Raw genomic sequence first — 14,846 nt, 5'->3', positions numbered from 1 at the left:
GAACACGGAAGTTAAGCTCTCTAGCGCCGATGGTAGTTGGGACCTTGTCCCTGTGAGAGTAGGACGTCGCCAAGCAATTAAAAACACAAGTCTTTTGACTTGTGTTTTTTTATTTCCCATGAAATAGGCTCGGTTCTGTTAGTAAAAAAGACGAAATATAGTAAGGGATTTTTTGAGCAGAAATAGTAAGAAATTGATAAATAAATGGATAATCTTCAGAGCCATAGCTCCCAAGTAAATCATACCACCAATCTGTTTCGTATCTAGAAATCATACTTAAATTGTAGAGCAATAAATAATGAACAAGAAGTTCAGGTAATACTGGTTTAGGATTTCTCGGGTCAATTGGAATTGGTAAGTAATAAGTATCAGCAAGATATTCGTAGTATAAAGGCGTACTATATATAGGGTTCCACGACTGGATAGGAGCTGTAAAAAGCAGATTCGATCCGCTCGTTTTCCCAGGAACATGTTGTATGGATAAATGCTTACAAGTTGATTCAATGTAACGTGAAAATCTTTCTGTAGTCATATGGAGTCGATCTAGTATGTTGACCGAAAAGGAAAGTTCATTTGTATTTGTTGAATCGATTTTATATAAAGTGGCCCCCCTTTGACTATAGCGAAATAAATTTTGTAATTCGGGAATATTTCCCATTAGATCTAGCATGTTAAACTTCTCTGCTTCTAAGTGTTTCATGTGAAACAGCTGTTCTGCAATATGAGTAAATAATCCATTTTTTTGCACCTTCACCTCATCTTCTAAAAATTGATACCCCTGTTTTTTCCGTTTACGAGTCGTAACACCATGAGCTAAAACAGTAGTGGATTCTGGATAGTTAGGATCAATAGTTAGTAAGCAGGCTTTAAAAAGTTGGCTCATTCCATAAAACAATAACATTGGCTGAATCGAAAAGGGGGCTACCTTATATAATTCATAATAGTTTTTCCCGTGTTCTAAGTAATAAATAAAGGGATAACAATTTTCGAAACTTTTTTTTTCAGCATCTTGTATGGAGGATTTTTCATAGCAACGGGCAAGATAACGTTGTACATTTTGAGATGAAAAGAAGAAACTTAATTGCTGCCAAGTACAATGTGTTTGATGCATATATTACGCTCCTTTTATTGTCTAAAAATTCTAACATATATATACGTCCTTGACAGTATTTTAACCAATTGATAAGCTACTAATAATAATTTCTGGTATCATGGGGGGAACAATTATGTGGGAATCTAAATTTGTTAAAGAAGGTTTGACTTTTGATGACGTATTACTTGTACCAGCAAAGTCAGATGTACTACCAAGAGAAGTAAGTGTTAAAACAGTTTTATCTGAAAGCTTACAGTTAAATATCCCGTTAATTAGTGCAGGAATGGATACAGTAACAGAAGCTGATATGGCTATTGCAATGGCTCGTCAAGGCGGTTTAGGAATTATTCATAAAAACATGTCTATTGAACAACAAGCGGAGCAAGTTGATAAAGTAAAACGTTCTGAAAGTGGCGTTATTTCAGATCCTTTCTTTTTAACTCCAGAACATCAAGTGTATGATGCAGAGCATCTTATGGGAAAATACCGTATCTCAGGTGTACCGGTTGTAAATAATTTAGACGAGCGAAAATTAGTTGGTATTATTACAAACCGTGATATGCGTTTTATCCAAGACTACTCAATCAAAATTTCCGACGTAATGACAAAAGAAAAGCTAATTACAGCTCCAGTTGGTACAACGCTGGAAGAAGCTGAAAAGATCCTACAAAAGTACAAAATTGAAAAACTCCCTCTCGTTGATAACAACGGTGTATTACAAGGGCTTATTACAATAAAAGATATTGAAAAAGTAATTGAATTCCCAAATTCTGCGAAGGATAAGCAAGGACGCTTATTAGTTGGAGCAGCGGTTGGTGTAACGGCTGATGCTATGCTTCGTATCGACGCATTAGTAAAAGCTAGCGTAGATGCAATCGTACTTGATACAGCTCATGGACATTCTCAAGGTGTTATTGATAAAGTGAAAGAAGTTCGTGCGAAATATCCATCACTAAATATTATCGCTGGAAATGTTGCTACTGCTGAAGCAACGAAAGCATTAATTGAAGCGGGTGCAAACGTAGTTAAAGTTGGTATTGGACCAGGCTCTATTTGTACGACACGCGTTGTAGCTGGCGTGGGTGTACCACAATTAACAGCAGTTTATGATTGTGCAACAGAAGCTCGTAAACACGGTATTCCAGTTATTGCTGATGGTGGTGTTAAGTACTCTGGTGACATGGTAAAAGCTTTAGCAGCAGGAGCACACGTTGTTATGCTAGGTAGTATGTTTGCTGGTGTTGCTGAAAGCCCTGGAGAAACTGAAATTTATCAAGGTCGTCAATTTAAAGTATATCGTGGTATGGGTTCTGTCGGAGCGATGGAAAAAGGAAGTAAAGACCGTTACTTCCAAGAAGGAAATAAAAAACTTGTTCCAGAAGGTATTGAAGGTCGAGTACCATATAAAGGACCTTTAGCCGATACAGTTCATCAATTAGTTGGTGGATTACGTGCCGGTATGGGATATTGCGGAGCTCAGAATTTAGAATTCTTACGTGAGAATGCACAATTCATTCGTATGTCAGGTGCTGGTTTACGTGAAAGCCACCCTCATCACGTACAAATTACAAAAGAGGCTCCAAACTACTCATTGTAATGTCTTATATACAAATAGACGGAGATTTGATATCTCTGTCTATTTTTTTTTGATTATGTTAGAATAACGGTTATGTGAGTACATAGATATTGGGGGTAGCAAAAGTGAAAGGTATGTTTTGCAAAAGATTCATTGCTTTAGTAACAATGCTTACACTAGCTTGTAGTATGTTGTTACCATATAGCAATGCATCAGCAGAAACAGGAGCTGCTTTAAACATTGAAGCAGGTGCAGCAATTTTAGTTGAAGCGAATTCTGGGAAAATTTTATATCAAAAGAATGCAGATGAATTATTATCAATTGCTAGTATGACAAAGATGATGAGTGAATATTTAGTTCATGAAGCAGTGGATAAAGGAAAACTTAAGTGGGATCAAAAAATTAAGGTTTCTGAATATGCGTATAAAGTTTCACAAGATGCTTCTTTATCAAATGTTGCATTAGAAAAAGGTGGCATTTATACAGTAAAAGAGTTATATGAAGCAATGGCAATCTTTTCTGCAAATGGTGCAACAATTGCATTAGCAGAAGCAATTGCAGGTAAAGAAGTAGACTTCGTAAAAATGATGAATGATAAATCGAAAGAACTAGGGTTGAAAAATTATAAATTTGTCAATTCTACAGGTTTAACGAATAAAGATTTAAAGGGAATGCATCCTGAAGGAACAACAGCGGATGAAGAAAATAAAATGTCTGCAAAGGATGTTGCAACTTTAGCACAACATTTAATTAAAGATTATCCAAAAGTGTTAGATACAGCAAAAATCCCGAAAAAAGAATTCCGTCCAGAAAAAGAGAAGTTTGCAATGTCGAACTGGAACTGGATGTTAAAGGGCTTAGTGAAAGAATATGATGGCGTAGATGGCCTGAAAACAGGCTCGACTCCAGAAGCAGGGGATTGCTTCACTGGTACGGTTGAAAGAAACGGAATGCGTTTTATTTCTGTAGTTATTAAAACAAGTTCTCATACAGCACGTTTTGATGAAACAAAGAAGCTATATGATTATGGATTTGCTAACTTTGAAATGAAGCAAATGTATAAAAAAGATTCTTCAGTAAAAGGACAAGAAACAGTACGAGTAGAAAATGCTAAAGATAAAGATGTAGCAGTTCAAACAAAACAAGCTGTTTCACTTCCGGTGCCAAAAGGAAGTAAAGATGTTTATAAAACAGAATTAAAAGAAGCAAATAAGGGACAAGAAGCACCTATTAAAAAGGGAGCTGCACTTGGCCAAATGGTAATCACACCAAAAGATGCGAATGATCCTGGATTTTTATCTGGTAAGTCATTACAAATAGATCTTGTAACAACGTCTGCAGTAGAGGAAGCGAATTGGTTTACTCGCTCTATGCGCGGAATTGGTTCTTTCTTTAGTGGTATATGGAATAGTGCTGTTGATACAGTAAAAGGTTGGTTTTAAAAGCTCCTCATTGTAGGGGCTTTTTCTTATTCCTATTTTTCATACCGACTTTATGAAAAAGTAGTAGACAAGCATCTGATAGTTAGTGGTAGAATGTAAGAGTATTCTTAATTTTCGCCTTTAACGGGGAAAAGCAATTCACCTAGGGGGGTTTTTGTAACATGACAAATGTAACAGGGACAGAACGTGTAAAACGTGGAATGGCAGAAATGCAAAAAGGCGGCGTTATTATGGACGTAATTAACGCTGAACAAGCAAAAATTGCAGAAGAGGCAGGCGCAGTTGCTGTTATGGCACTAGAGCGTGTACCAGCAGATATTCGTGCAGCAGGTGGCGTTTCTCGTATGGCAGACCCAACAATCGTTGAAGAAGTTATGGGCGCTGTTTCAATTCCGGTTATGGCAAAATGCCGTATCGGTCATCTTGTAGAAGCACGTGTATTAGAATCATTAGGGGTAGACTATATCGATGAGAGTGAAGTATTAACTCCTGCTGATGAAGTATACCATTTAAATAAACGTGATTACACAGTTCCGTTTGTATGTGGTTGCCGTGATATCGGAGAAGCTGCACGTCGTATTGCAGAAGGTGCATCTATGCTTCGTACAAAAGGTGAACCAGGAACAGGAAACATTGTAGAGGCAGTGCGTCATATGCGCCAAGTCAATGCAGAAATCCGTCAAGTTGCAAGTCTACGTGAAGATGAGTTAATGACATATGCAAAAAATACTGGTGCTCCTTATGAAGTACTACTTGAAATTAAACGCCTTGGTCGTTTGCCAGTTGTAAACTTCGCAGCAGGTGGTGTAGCAACACCAGCAGATGCAGCGTTAATGATGCAACTTGGTGCAGATGGTGTATTTGTTGGATCTGGTATCTTCAAATCAGAGAATCCAGAGAAATTTGCACGCGCAATCGTTGAAGCGACGACTCATTATGAGGATTACGAACTAATTGCAAGCCTTTCTAAAGGATTAGGTAATGCGATGAAAGGTATCGAAATTTCAACGTTATTACCAGAACAACGTATGCAAGAGCGTGGATGGTAATTGAAGGAGAACTTTAAAATGGTGAAAATCGGTGTACTAGGTCTTCAAGGTGCAGTTCGTGAGCATATAAAATCAGTTGAAGCAAGTGGTGCAGAAGCTGTTGTTGTAAAGCGTATAGAGCAACTTGAAGAGATTGATGGTCTTATTTTACCAGGCGGTGAAAGTACAACAATGCGCCGTCTTATTGATAAGTATGCTTTCATGGAACCACTTCGTACATTCGCGAAGTCTGGTAAACCAATGTTTGGTACATGTGCAGGTATGATTCTTCTTGCAAAAACACTTATTGGCTATGAAGAAGCACATATTGGTGCTATGGATATTACAGTAGAGCGCAATGCGTTCGGACGCCAAAAAGATAGCTTTGAAGCCGCACTGTCAATTAAAGGTGTAGGAGAAGAATTTATTGGTGTATTTATTCGTGCTCCGTATGTTGTAAATGTAGCTGATGATGTTGAAGTACTTTCCACACATGGTGATCGAATGGTAGCAGTAAAACAAAATCAGTTTTTAGCTGCTTCATTCCATCCAGAATTAACGGATGATCATCGTGTGACAGCATACTTTGTAGAAATGGTAAAAGAAGCGAAAATGAAAAAAGTTGTATAAGTAACTTGCAACTTGTATAAGATTATAGTAAATTGATGGTAACAATTTTATAAAATAAGCGTGTTGATAGGAAGTAGTAACAAATGCCGTTTCTTATAGAGAGTCGATGGTTGGTGGAAATCGATAGAAACAGTTTGTGAATCCATCCTGGAATGGAATGTGGAATATCTTTATGATTAGTAAACATTCCCGGTGAAGAGCCGTTATTTCTACTTGAGAGGAAAGCGGTAATGCTTTCAACTAGGGTGGCAACGCGGGTTAACTCCCGTCCCTTTATATAGGGACGGGAGTTTTTTGTGTTTTATAAAATAAAAGGAGGAGTATATAATGCTTGATATTAAATTTTTACGTACAAATTTTGAAGAAGTAAAAGCAAAGTTACAGCATAGAGGCGAAGATTTAACTGATTTTGGTCGTTTTGAAGAGCTGGATACGAGAAGAAGAGAATTACTTGTTCAAACAGAGGAATTAAAAAGTAAACGTAACGAAGTATCTCAACAAATCTCTGTATTGAAGCGTGAAAAGAAAGATGCAGAAGCTCTAATTCTAGAAATGCGTGAAGTTGGAGAAAAAGTAAAAGATCTTGATAATGAACTTCGTACAGTTGAAGAAGATTTAGAAAGATTAATGTTATCTATTCCAAATATACCTCATGAATCTGCTCCAATTGGTGAAACAGAGGATGATAATGTAGTAGCACGTAATTGGGGAGAAGTGAAAGAATTTGCTTTTGAACCAAAACCACATTGGGATCTTGCTACAGATTTAGGAATTTTAGATTTCGAGCGTGCTGGGAAGGTAACAGGAAGCCGCTTCGTATTCTATAAAGGTGCTGGCGCGAGATTAGAGCGTGCTTTAATTAGCTTTATGCTTGATCTTCATACTGACGAGCATGGATACGAAGAAGTATTACCTCCGTATATGGTAAACCGTGCAAGTATGACAGGAACAGGACAACTTCCGAAATTTGAAGAAGATGCATTCCGTATTGAAAGTGAAGATTACTTCTTAATTCCAACAGCTGAAGTACCTGTAACGAACATGCACCGTGATGAAATCTTAAATAAAGAGCAACTGCCTATACGATATGCTGCATTTAGCTCTTGTTTCCGTTCTGAAGCGGGTTCAGCTGGCCGTGATACACGTGGCTTAATTCGTCAGCATCAGTTCAATAAAGTAGAGCTTGTAAAGTTCGTAAAACCAGAAGATTCTTATGAAGAGTTAGAAAAACTAACAAATGATGCAGAACGCGTGTTACAATTATTAGAGTTGCCATATCGCGTTATGAGCATGTGCACAGGCGATTTAGGATTTACAGCAGCGAAGAAATACGATATCGAAGTATGGATTCCAAGCTATGGCACATATCGTGAGATTTCTTCTTGTAGTAATTTTGAGGCTTTCCAAGCGAGACGTGCAAATATCCGTTTCCGTCGTGAGCCAAACGGCAAACCAGAACATGTTCATACATTAAATGGATCTGGTCTTGCAATTGGACGTACGGTGGCAGCTATTTTAGAGAACTACCAACAAGAAGATGGTACAATTATAATTCCAGAAGTTCTTCGCCCTTATATGGGAGGAAAAACAGTTATTAAGTAAATTTATAAACATTCATCGGTATGAGTGATTGGTAATTATGAGCGTTGTCAGTACTATAATGTAGGAGAGGAAAAGTAAAATTTTCCTTTCCTCATAATTTATTTTAGTAGGGTTGACTAACTGTTTTTCTTTTGATATTATATTTGATGTCAATATGGAGGTATACCCAAGTCTGGCTGAAGGGATCGGTCTTGAAAACCGACAGGCGGCGAGAGTCGCGCGGGGGTTCGAATCCCTCTACCTCCTCCAGATATAATTGACAACAGCGCATATAAGTGGAGATTGGAGAACTCGTTACCAACACGTAACGAGTTTTTATTTTAAAACCAATCATAAAGTATGGTGTAAGGCGATTTTGTCCTTATTACACACTCATATTCCGATGATTATCTTCATAGATATGAAAGGAGTCAACATGGATCTTATTATACAAACGTTTCCTTTAGATGGAAAAACTTTATATTATGTACAATGTCCTGTCTGTAAGAACAATAGAATTTTAAACAGTGGTGCAAATGTGTCACGCATTATAAGCGATGATACATTCCGTAAACTTTGTGGTTGCACTTGTGATGTAAAGCAAACTGCGACAAAAGTAGAGGCGCCAAAAAAAGTTGAAAAAGCAGCTGTAAAGAAAGAAGCAGCTCCAAAACGTACAGGTAAAGTATTAACAGCAGTGATTAACGGGAAAGAAATGACTGTTAAAGAGATTGCTGAAACATACGATATTAGTACAAGTACTGTTCGTCAGCGTATTAACGCTGGAAAACCTGAGAGTGAAATTATTGCTCCGACAAAAAAGAAGTAATTTAATAGAAAAACCCGTGCGTATGCACGGGTTTTTTATTTTACAAGTTTACGTGTTTGTTTTAAAAAATGGCCAATTTTTTTAATGATTGGTTCGATTGAATCACCATCTTTTAAAATATCGTATTCATTAATGTTTAATCGTAAAACAGGGCATGCATTAAAGTTATTAATCCAGTTTTCGTAACGGCCATGCATCTCTTTCCAATACTCAATTGGTGTTTGTTGTTCCATCGGACGTCCGCGTTCTTGGATACGATCAACAATATCATCGAAAGAACCTTCTAAGTAAATTAATAAATCAGGATGAGGGAAGTAAGGAGTCATGACCATAGCGTCAAATAAACCTTTGTATGTTTCATAATCAGTTTCCGTCATTGTACCTTTTTCATGATGCATCTTTGCAAAAATTCCAGTGTCTTCATATATAGAGCGATCTTGAACAAAACCGCCACCGTATTCAAAAATTCTTTTTTGTTCTTTAAATCGTTCTGCTAAAAAGTACACTTGCAAGTGGAAGCTCCAGCGTGTGAAATCAGCATAGAACTTGTCCAAATACGGGTTCGAATCTACCTTTTCAAATGATGTGCGATAACCTAAAGCGTTAGCTAATGCAGTTGTCATAGTTGATTTTCCGACACCTACTGTTCCAGCAATAGTGATTACTGCGTCATTTGGTATATCATATTTTTGCCTTAAATTCATTGTTATTCCGACTCCTTTAAGAGAGTATTTTGAAGGGCGGATAGGATGACGTTTAAATCATCAGGATTTTTTACAAAATCCATATCGTCTCCGTTAAATTTTAATACTGGGATATCTGGATGATCTTTTTTAAAAGTATCCATTGCTGTTTCGTAATCTTTTGTGAGCTGTAGTAAGTAATTTGGATCCATGTTTTTTTCGAATTCTCTTCCGCGCATCGCAATTCGTGTTTGTAATGTTTCCAAGCTAGCTGTTAAATAAACGATAACGTTTGGTACAGGCATATCTTGTGTAAGGATACGATAGATTTGCATGTACTTGTCATATTGAGAATTCTTTAATGTACGGGATGCAAAAATTAAATTTTTAAATATATGATAATCCGCTACTACTGGTTTCCTTTGATTCAAATACTTTATGTTAATATCTTCTAATTGTTTGTATCTATTACAAAGAAAGAACATCTCTGTTTGAAAACTCCATTCGTCGATGTCTTCATAGAATTTTCCTAAAAAAGGATTCTCATCAACAATTTCTTTTAGTAAGTGGAGTTGCATGTGAGTTGAAATTGCCTTCGCAAGTGAGGTTTTTCCAACACCAATTGGTCCTTCAACCGTGATAAATGGTACTCCGGTCACGCTGTTTCCTCCTTTCAATCAGTGATTTACCGTGACTACTAAAAACACAAAACAGAATTATTGTAGCACAGGAGGGAAGCGAGCGGGTTAATTTGATATAAAAAGTTAGAAAATAAATATATGTATTAATTAATTTTTATTTGAGATGACGGTACTATATTTGCTTTTAATGTGGCTTCCATTATTTTTAAAGCATGCAGATTATCCTGATCATGATTAGAGGCAATACAGTCCTGTGGTACATACAGTGTATAATTTCTCATATGAGCATCGTTAGCTGTAAAGAGGATACATATATTCCCGGCGACTCCTGTCAATATTAGATTTTCTATTTTTAAATAGCCTAATAAGGAATTTAAAGGTGTTTCATAAAAAGCAGAGTAATGTGGTTTAATAAAAATGTAATCATCAGTATTTGGAGCAATCTTATGAATGATATTTTCACTATACTCATTTGTACAATGAGTAATTAGTTGGTCAATATCAGATCTCCAAAGTTGATAATGGTCATTAACATAAATTATGGGGTAGCCAAAGGATTTCATTGTTTTCTTTAATTGTAAAATAGGGTTTGTTATAATTTCGCATTTTTTAGCTAGGGTGGGCCCGTGTGAAAATTGAAAATCATTAATCATATCGATAATGAGTAAGGCAGTATTCTTCATATGTAATCCCCTCTCTTTTTTATTAGGGTGGATTGAATTTGTAAAAGTTATCCCATGTGCAGTAAATGGAAAAAAGTGTATTTTATTTTAGGTGAAAGGACTATGGTATGGAACACGATCAAGATATTTATTTTATGCAGTTAGCAATAGAAGAGGCTAAAAAAGCAGAGGCAATACAAGAAGTACCGATTGGTGCAGTTATAGTGTTAGATGGTGAAGTAATTAGTGTTGCTCATAATTTAAGAGAAACTGAACAAAGATCAATAGCTCACGCTGAGTTATTAGCTATTGATGAGGCGTGCAAAAAATTAGGGACATGGCGTTTAGAAGATGCGACGTTATATGTAACATTAGAGCCTTGTCCGATGTGTGCGGGTGGAATTGTTTTATCACGAGTGAAGCGAGTTGTATATGGTGCAAGTGATCCGAAAGGTGGATGTGCAGGGACTTTGATGAATCTTTTAACGGATGAACGCTTTAATCATCAATGCGAGGTAGTTGCTGGTGTATTAGAAGAAGAATGCGGTACTTTGTTAACAAACTTTTTTAGAGAGCTTCGTAAAAAAAGAAAAGCGATAAAAAAATTAGAGAAAAGTAACGAGAATTAACGTATTTGCATTTTGTAAAAAAACAAGTTATACTGATAATGCCTTTTAATGAAGGCAACCGAATATTGGTTTTAACTTTGCCGTGCTAAGCGGGGAGGTAGCGGTGCCCTATACTCGCAATCCGCTCTAGCGAGGCCGAATCCCTTCTCGAGGTTATGCTGCTGTAAGGTCTGCCTTAAGTAAGTGGTGTTGACGTTTGGGTCCTGCGCAACGGGACCCCGTGAACCTTGTCAGGTCCGGAAGGAAGCAGCAATAAGCGGGTCTTCTCGTGTGCCGCAGGAGTGCCTGAACCGAGCTAACTGCTTGAGTAACGCTTATGGTACGTAATCGACAGAAGGTGCACGGCAGTTATATATGTATACAAAACTCACCTTAATACTAAGGTGGGTTTTTTGTATAGAAAATAACTTTTGGAATCTATAAACAGAATGGGTTATAATAAATAAGATAATAACCTTTGAGGGAGGCCGTATTTTCGTGTCATACCAAGCGTTATACCGAACATGGAGACCGCAAAAATTTGAAGATGTAGTTGGTCAAAAGCACGTGACAAAAACGTTGCAAAATGCCCTTCTTCAAGAGAAAGTTTCACATGCTTATTTATTTTCTGGGCCGAGGGGAACAGGAAAAACGACAATTGCAAAAGTATTTGCAAAAGCAATCAACTGTGAACATGCTCCGGTAGCTGAACCTTGTAATGAATGTCCTTCTTGTTTGGGGATTACACAAGGATCTATTTCAGATGTATTAGAAATTGATGCGGCTTCAAATAACGGTGTAGATGAAATTCGAGATATTAGAGATAAAGTAAAATATGCTCCAAGTGCTGTAGAATATAAAGTATACATTATTGATGAAGTCCACATGCTTTCTATGGGTGCCTTCAATGCGCTTTTAAAAACGTTAGAAGAGCCGCCAGGACACGTCATCTTTATTTTGGCGACAACAGAACCGCATAAGATTCCGCCTACAATCATTTCACGTTGCCAGCGTTTTGAATTTCGAAAAATATCAGTAAATGATATTGTTGAGAGATTATCGACGGTTGTGACGAATGAAGGTACGCAAGTAGAAGATGAGGCGTTACAAATTGTTGCACGTGCCGCTGAAGGTGGTATGCGTGATGCGCTTAGTCTTATTGATCAGGCAATATCTTATAGTGATGAGACAGTTACGACAGAAGATGTATTAGCTGTGACAGGTTCTGTTTCCCAGCAATACTTAGGTAACTTAGTAGAATGTATACGTGAAAATGATGTATCAAGAGCATTACGTATCATAGATGAGATGATGGGTAAAGGGAAAGATCCAGTTCGTTTTATGGAGGATTTCATTTACTATTATCGCGATATGCTTTTATATCAAACCTCACCACAACTGGAACATATGTTGGAACGAGTAATGGTAGATGAGCAATTCCGGATGTTAAGTGAAGAAATGCAACCGGAAGTAATCTATGAAATCATTCATACGCTTAGTAAGGGACAACAGGAAATGAAGTGGACAAATCATCCGCGAATTTTCTTAGAAGTTGTTATGGTACAACTGTGTCAACAGTTTATGATGCAAGCGAACGGTGCAGATCGTTTACAAGCAATTATGAACAGGATGCAGCAATTGGAGAAAGAGTTAGAACAAGTCAAAAAGAATGGTGTGCCGGCTGGTGTGCAGCAAGAAGTCAGAGAGACACGTGCAACACCAAAGCCAGTGCGTACAGGTAGTATGAAAATTCCTGTTGGACGCGTAAATGAAGTGTTAAAGCAAGCAAAGCGTCAGGATTTAGAACAATTAAAAGCTGTGTGGGGTGAGTTGTTAGGAAGACTCAAATCATACAACAAAGTAGCGTTTGCTGTTTTATTAGAAAATAGCGAACCGGTAGCGGCTTCGGATGATACTTACGTTTTAGCGTTTCAATATGAGATTCACTGTAAAATGGCAAGCGAGAACCGAGAAGCTATGGATACAGTGGAACAAGCCTTATTTGAACTGTTAAGTAAAAGATTAAATATGATTGCCATTCCAAAAAGTGAATGGGGTAAAATCCGTGAAGATTTTTTACAGCGTGAAGGCGAGAATTCTGAAGAAAGCCCAGAGAAAAAAGAAGACCCTCTTATAGAAGAGGCAGTAAAATTAGTAGGACAAGAACTTATTGAAATAAAAGAGTAATAATAATTAGGAGGAATTAATTATGATGCGTGGCGGAATGGGAAATATGAATAATATGATGAAACAAATGCAAAAGATGCAAAAAGATATGGCAAAAGCGCAAGAAGAACTTGGCGAAAAAACAGTTGAAGGTACAGCTGGCGGCGGTATGGTCACAGTTATTGCAAATGGTCATAAGCAAATTCTTGAAGTGAAAGTTAAAGAAGAAGTTGTAGATCCAGAAGATATCGAAATGTTACAAGACTTAGTGTTAGCTGCAACGAATGATGCACTTAAAAAAGCTGATGAACTTTCAAACTCTACAATGGGTAAATTTACAAAAGGCTTAAACTTACCAGGTGGAATGTTCTAGGAGGATACTGATATATGCATTATCCAGAACCGATATCGAAATTAATTGATAGTTTTATGAAGTTGCCAGGAATCGGACCGAAAACAGCGGTTCGATTGGCATTTTTCGTATTAGATATGAAAGAAGATGATGTGTTAGGTTTTGCAAAAGCACTTGTGAATGCGAAGCGAGATTTAGCGTATTGTTCTGTATGCGGACATATTACTGACCGCGATCCTTGTTATATTTGTAATGATTCGCATCGAGATCAGTCGATTGTTTGTGTTGTGCAGGAACCGAAAGATGTAATCGCAATGGAAAAGATGAAAGAGTATCAAGGTGTATATCATGTGTTACGTGGTGCGATTTCTCCAATGGAGGGAATTGGACCGGAAGACATTAATATCCCGCAACTTTTAAAGCGACTGCATGACGAAACGGTACAAGAAGTGATACTAGCAACAAACCCTAATATTGAAGGGGAAGCTACAGCGATGTATATATCCCGCCTCTTAAAGCCGACAGGTATTAAAGTAACTCGTATTGCACATGGTCTGCCAGTTGGTGGAGATTTAGAATATGCAGATGAAGTGACACTGTCGAAAGCGTTAGAAGGTCGTAGAGAAGTATAAGAGGAGAAACAAAAATGTTCTTTCAAAAAAAGGGTAAATTGCGTAAAGAGTATGATGATAAGCTAATTGTACTATTAGAAAAAGTGAAGAATGAATGGTTACGTCAGAAGAGAATGGTTGAACAAAGTGTGGAACCATCTCAAGATGTACTTTGTTCTTTGAAAATAGCAGAGGCGAAATATTTCTTCTTGTTAAAAGAAGCAAAACGTCGTCCTGTAAAAATGGAACAATGGTAAAAGGTTCTGCTGAAAAAGCAGAACCTTTTATTTTATTTATTAAATATTTAGTGGCTACTTCGTTTGGAAAGAAAGATTAATGGTTTTTATGAAGAAAGTGTTGCCGAATGAAGGTTAACAAGATAAAACAACTGGAGTTGTAGGGTAAATGTTCTTTTTTATCGCCTTGTCCCATACAAATAAATATGTATAGGTCACTTTCATAAGGAGGAAAAAATGAATTCTACAGTTGTTATTGTCGGTATTCTTACTTTAGTTTTTATCTTTCTTGTTTTTGGTGTTTCTTCTAAGCCGTTACGTTTTATAGGAAAAGCGCTCTTTCATGTTACTTTAGGGATAGCATTACTCTTTATCGTAAATGTTGTAGGGACATATTTTGATTTTCATATTCCAATTAACTTGGGAACCGCAACAATCACAAGTATATTAGGCCTACCTGGTGTTGCTGCATTAGTGGTTATTAAGCTTTATATCATGCCAAGATAAAATTATTTTGGCATTTTTTTTAAAAGTGTTGACGAACAAATGATTAATATGGTAAATTAATAAGCGTCGTCAGGAACGAAAGAAAAAAGTTGTTGACAGATTTAACGCAAAATGTTAAATTGTAAAAGTCGCTGAAACGCGATGTTGAACTTTGAAAACTAAACGAAACAAACAACGTGAAACGTCAATTTTTATTTTTAG

Annotated in this window: 16 protein-coding genes, 1 tRNA gene, 1 other RNA gene and 1 other annotated feature; of the genes, 14 read left to right on the top strand and 4 right to left on the bottom strand. The window is 37.0% G+C overall.

Annotated elements, in window-relative coordinates; translation table 11 throughout:
• Positions 1 to 109: 109 nt before the first annotated feature.
• Positions 110 to 1,111, bottom strand: a complete 1,002-nt coding sequence (locus JDS99_RS28200; RefSeq protein WP_088061445.1) for a YaaC family protein — start codon at positions 1,109 to 1,111, stop codon at positions 110 to 112.
• A gap of 115 nt (positions 1,112 to 1,226) precedes the next feature.
• Between JDS99_RS28200 and guaB the strand changes: the two genes are divergently transcribed.
• The 7 genes from guaB (at position 1,227) to JDS99_RS28165 (ending at position 8,179) form a co-directional block, all read left to right on the top strand.
• A complete protein-coding gene (gene guaB, locus JDS99_RS28195) occupies positions 1,227 to 2,690 on the top strand; it encodes an IMP dehydrogenase (protein ID WP_000264076.1) in 1,464 nt (487 codons plus the stop codon).
• A 113-nt stretch (positions 2,691 to 2,803) separates the two neighbouring features.
• The gene (gene dacA, locus JDS99_RS28190) at positions 2,804 to 4,111 is read left to right on the top strand and encodes a D-alanyl-D-alanine carboxypeptidase DacA (RefSeq protein WP_137011318.1); all 1,308 of its coding nucleotides are present in this window, start codon (positions 2,804 to 2,806) and stop codon (positions 4,109 to 4,111) included.
• Between the two features lie 161 nt (positions 4,112 to 4,272).
• The gene (pdxS, locus tag JDS99_RS28185; protein ID WP_000186157.1) at positions 4,273 to 5,160 is read left to right on the top strand and encodes a pyridoxal 5'-phosphate synthase lyase subunit PdxS; all 888 of its coding nucleotides are present in this window, start codon (positions 4,273 to 4,275) and stop codon (positions 5,158 to 5,160) included.
• 18 nt (positions 5,161 to 5,178) lie between these two features.
• On the top strand, positions 5,179 to 5,769 hold the full coding sequence (gene pdxT, locus JDS99_RS28180) for a pyridoxal 5'-phosphate synthase glutaminase subunit PdxT (protein WP_000238772.1): 591 nt from the start codon (positions 5,179 to 5,181) through the stop codon (positions 5,767 to 5,769).
• Positions 5,770 to 5,823: 54 nt separating this feature from the next.
• Positions 5,824 to 6,045 (top strand) — a binding site (T-box leader).
• Positions 6,046 to 6,096: 51 nt separating this feature from the next.
• Positions 6,097 to 7,371, top strand: a complete 1,275-nt coding sequence (gene serS, locus JDS99_RS28175) for a serine--tRNA ligase (RefSeq protein WP_048543009.1) — start codon at positions 6,097 to 6,099, stop codon at positions 7,369 to 7,371.
• 156 nt (positions 7,372 to 7,527) lie between these two features.
• A tRNA-Ser gene (locus JDS99_RS28170) sits at positions 7,528 to 7,620 on the top strand.
• 166 nt (positions 7,621 to 7,786) lie between these two features.
• Positions 7,787 to 8,179: a sigma factor-like helix-turn-helix DNA-binding protein gene (locus JDS99_RS28165; protein ID WP_000364198.1), complete on the top strand. Its 393-nt coding sequence runs from the start codon at positions 7,787 to 7,789 to the stop codon at positions 8,177 to 8,179.
• Positions 8,180 to 8,214: 35 nt separating this feature from the next.
• Here JDS99_RS28165 and JDS99_RS28160 read toward each other — a convergent pair whose 3' ends face one another.
• The 3 genes from JDS99_RS28160 to JDS99_RS28150 all read right to left on the bottom strand — a co-directional run bounded on the left by JDS99_RS28160 (position 8,215) and on the right by JDS99_RS28150 (position 10,186).
• Complete coding sequence (locus tag JDS99_RS28160; RefSeq protein ID WP_001053583.1) at positions 8,215 to 8,883, bottom strand: deoxynucleoside kinase; 669 nt, start codon at positions 8,881 to 8,883, stop codon at positions 8,215 to 8,217.
• Between the two features lie 2 nt (positions 8,884 to 8,885).
• A complete protein-coding gene (locus JDS99_RS28155; RefSeq protein ID WP_000148207.1) occupies positions 8,886 to 9,521 on the bottom strand; it encodes a deoxynucleoside kinase in 636 nt (211 codons plus the stop codon).
• 125 nt (positions 9,522 to 9,646) lie between these two features.
• Entirely contained in the window at positions 9,647 to 10,186 is a 540-nt protein-coding gene (locus JDS99_RS28150; protein WP_000798743.1) for a cysteine hydrolase family protein, read from the bottom strand.
• 107 nt (positions 10,187 to 10,293) lie between these two features.
• Between JDS99_RS28150 and tadA the strand changes: the two genes are divergently transcribed.
• The 7 genes from tadA (at position 10,294) to JDS99_RS28115 (ending at position 14,645) form a co-directional block, all read left to right on the top strand.
• Positions 10,294 to 10,794 (top strand): tRNA adenosine(34) deaminase TadA, encoded by a 501-nt coding sequence (gene tadA / locus JDS99_RS28145; RefSeq protein ID WP_002108901.1) that lies wholly within the window; start codon positions 10,294 to 10,296, stop codon positions 10,792 to 10,794.
• 80 nt (positions 10,795 to 10,874) lie between these two features.
• Positions 10,875 to 11,139: signal recognition particle sRNA large type (ffs, locus tag JDS99_RS28140), an RNA gene on the top strand.
• A gap of 132 nt (positions 11,140 to 11,271) precedes the next feature.
• Positions 11,272 to 12,960, top strand: a complete 1,689-nt coding sequence (gene dnaX, locus JDS99_RS28135; RefSeq protein WP_000121581.1) for a DNA polymerase III subunit gamma/tau — start codon at positions 11,272 to 11,274, stop codon at positions 12,958 to 12,960.
• A 25-nt stretch (positions 12,961 to 12,985) separates the two neighbouring features.
• Positions 12,986 to 13,312, top strand: a complete 327-nt coding sequence (locus JDS99_RS28130) for a YbaB/EbfC family nucleoid-associated protein (RefSeq protein ID WP_170771173.1) — start codon at positions 12,986 to 12,988, stop codon at positions 13,310 to 13,312.
• A gap of 14 nt (positions 13,313 to 13,326) precedes the next feature.
• Positions 13,327 to 13,923 (top strand): recombination protein RecR, encoded by a 597-nt coding sequence (recR, locus tag JDS99_RS28125; RefSeq protein ID WP_000559168.1) that lies wholly within the window; start codon positions 13,327 to 13,329, stop codon positions 13,921 to 13,923.
• 14 nt (positions 13,924 to 13,937) lie between these two features.
• Positions 13,938 to 14,159, top strand: coding sequence for a YaaL family protein (locus JDS99_RS28120; RefSeq protein ID WP_000466020.1), 222 nt, complete (start codon positions 13,938 to 13,940; stop codon positions 14,157 to 14,159).
• 216 nt (positions 14,160 to 14,375) lie between these two features.
• Positions 14,376 to 14,645 (top strand): pro-sigmaK processing inhibitor BofA family protein, encoded by a 270-nt coding sequence (locus tag JDS99_RS28115; protein ID WP_001089486.1) that lies wholly within the window; start codon positions 14,376 to 14,378, stop codon positions 14,643 to 14,645.
• Positions 14,646 to 14,846 lie beyond the last annotated feature (201 nt).

Origin of the sequence: Bacillus cereus group sp. N6 (assembly GCF_016483705.1) — a bacterium.
Taxonomy (GTDB): Bacteria; Bacillota; Bacilli; order Bacillales; family Bacillaceae_G; genus Bacillus_A; species Bacillus_A wiedmannii.
Note: the sequence above shows the minus strand (reverse complement) of the source record. Positions and strands in the feature narration are given on the sequence as shown.

Excerpts from the sequence above, each read along its gene's own strand:
- JDS99_RS28150 (WP_000798743.1), bottom strand. The coding sequence starts at position 10,186 with ATGAAGAATACTGCCTTACTCATTATCGATATGATTAATGATTTTCAA.
- JDS99_RS28165 (WP_000364198.1), top strand. The coding sequence starts at position 7,787 with ATGGATCTTATTATACAAACGTTTCCTTTAGATGGAAAAACTTTATAT.
- serS (WP_048543009.1), top strand. The coding sequence starts at position 6,097 with ATGCTTGATATTAAATTTTTACGTACAAATTTTGAAGAAGTAAAAGCA.
- JDS99_RS28160 (WP_001053583.1), bottom strand. The coding sequence starts at position 8,883 with ATGAATTTAAGGCAAAAATATGATATACCAAATGACGCAGTAATCACT.
- JDS99_RS28115 (WP_001089486.1), top strand. The coding sequence starts at position 14,376 with ATGAATTCTACAGTTGTTATTGTCGGTATTCTTACTTTAGTTTTTATC.
- guaB (WP_000264076.1), top strand. The coding sequence starts at position 1,227 with ATGTGGGAATCTAAATTTGTTAAAGAAGGTTTGACTTTTGATGACGTA.
- JDS99_RS28120 (WP_000466020.1), top strand. The coding sequence starts at position 13,938 with ATGTTCTTTCAAAAAAAGGGTAAATTGCGTAAAGAGTATGATGATAAG.
- tadA (WP_002108901.1), top strand. The coding sequence starts at position 10,294 with ATGGAACACGATCAAGATATTTATTTTATGCAGTTAGCAATAGAAGAG.
- dacA (WP_137011318.1), top strand. The coding sequence starts at position 2,804 with ATGTTTTGCAAAAGATTCATTGCTTTAGTAACAATGCTTACACTAGCT.
- pdxT (WP_000238772.1), top strand. The coding sequence starts at position 5,179 with ATGGTGAAAATCGGTGTACTAGGTCTTCAAGGTGCAGTTCGTGAGCAT.
- recR (WP_000559168.1), top strand. The coding sequence starts at position 13,327 with ATGCATTATCCAGAACCGATATCGAAATTAATTGATAGTTTTATGAAG.
- JDS99_RS28200 (WP_088061445.1), bottom strand. The coding sequence starts at position 1,111 with ATGCATCAAACACATTGTACTTGGCAGCAATTAAGTTTCTTCTTTTCA.
- JDS99_RS28130 (WP_170771173.1), top strand. The coding sequence starts at position 12,986 with ATGCGTGGCGGAATGGGAAATATGAATAATATGATGAAACAAATGCAA.
- pdxS (WP_000186157.1), top strand. The coding sequence starts at position 4,273 with ATGACAAATGTAACAGGGACAGAACGTGTAAAACGTGGAATGGCAGAA.